This is a genomic window from Pseudoflavonifractor sp. MCC625, assembly GCF_018784545.1.
Classification (GTDB): Bacteria; Bacillota; Clostridia; order Oscillospirales; family Oscillospiraceae; genus Pseudoflavonifractor_A; species Pseudoflavonifractor_A gallinarum.
Map to the genome: position 1 here is coordinate 1 of NZ_WQOJ01000050.1, position 293 is coordinate 293.

1 pseudogene is annotated in these 293 nt (G+C 68.6%); it reads left to right on the top strand.

The features are described from left to right. A pseudogene (locus GPK94_RS15790) lies at positions 1 to 293 on the top strand (UxaA family hydrolase); the annotation flags it as partial.

Consider the following 293-nt stretch of genomic DNA (forward strand, 5'->3'; position numbering starts at 1 on the left):
CTCATCGGCCAGCTCTCCGACCTGATGGTCCGGGAGGGCGGCACCTCCATCCTCAGCGAGACCACCGAGTTCATCGGCGCCGAGCACATCCTGGCCCGCCGCGCCGCCACTCCCGAGGTCCGGGACCGCATCTTTGAGATCGTCCACCGCTACGAGGAGGCCCTGCGCCTGGTAGGCGAGGAGGTCCGTGAGGGCAACCCCTCCCCCGGCAATAAGACCGGCGGTATCACCACCCTGGAGGAGAAGTCCCTGGGCTGCATCCACAAGGGCGGCCACTCCCCCGTCAACGCCGT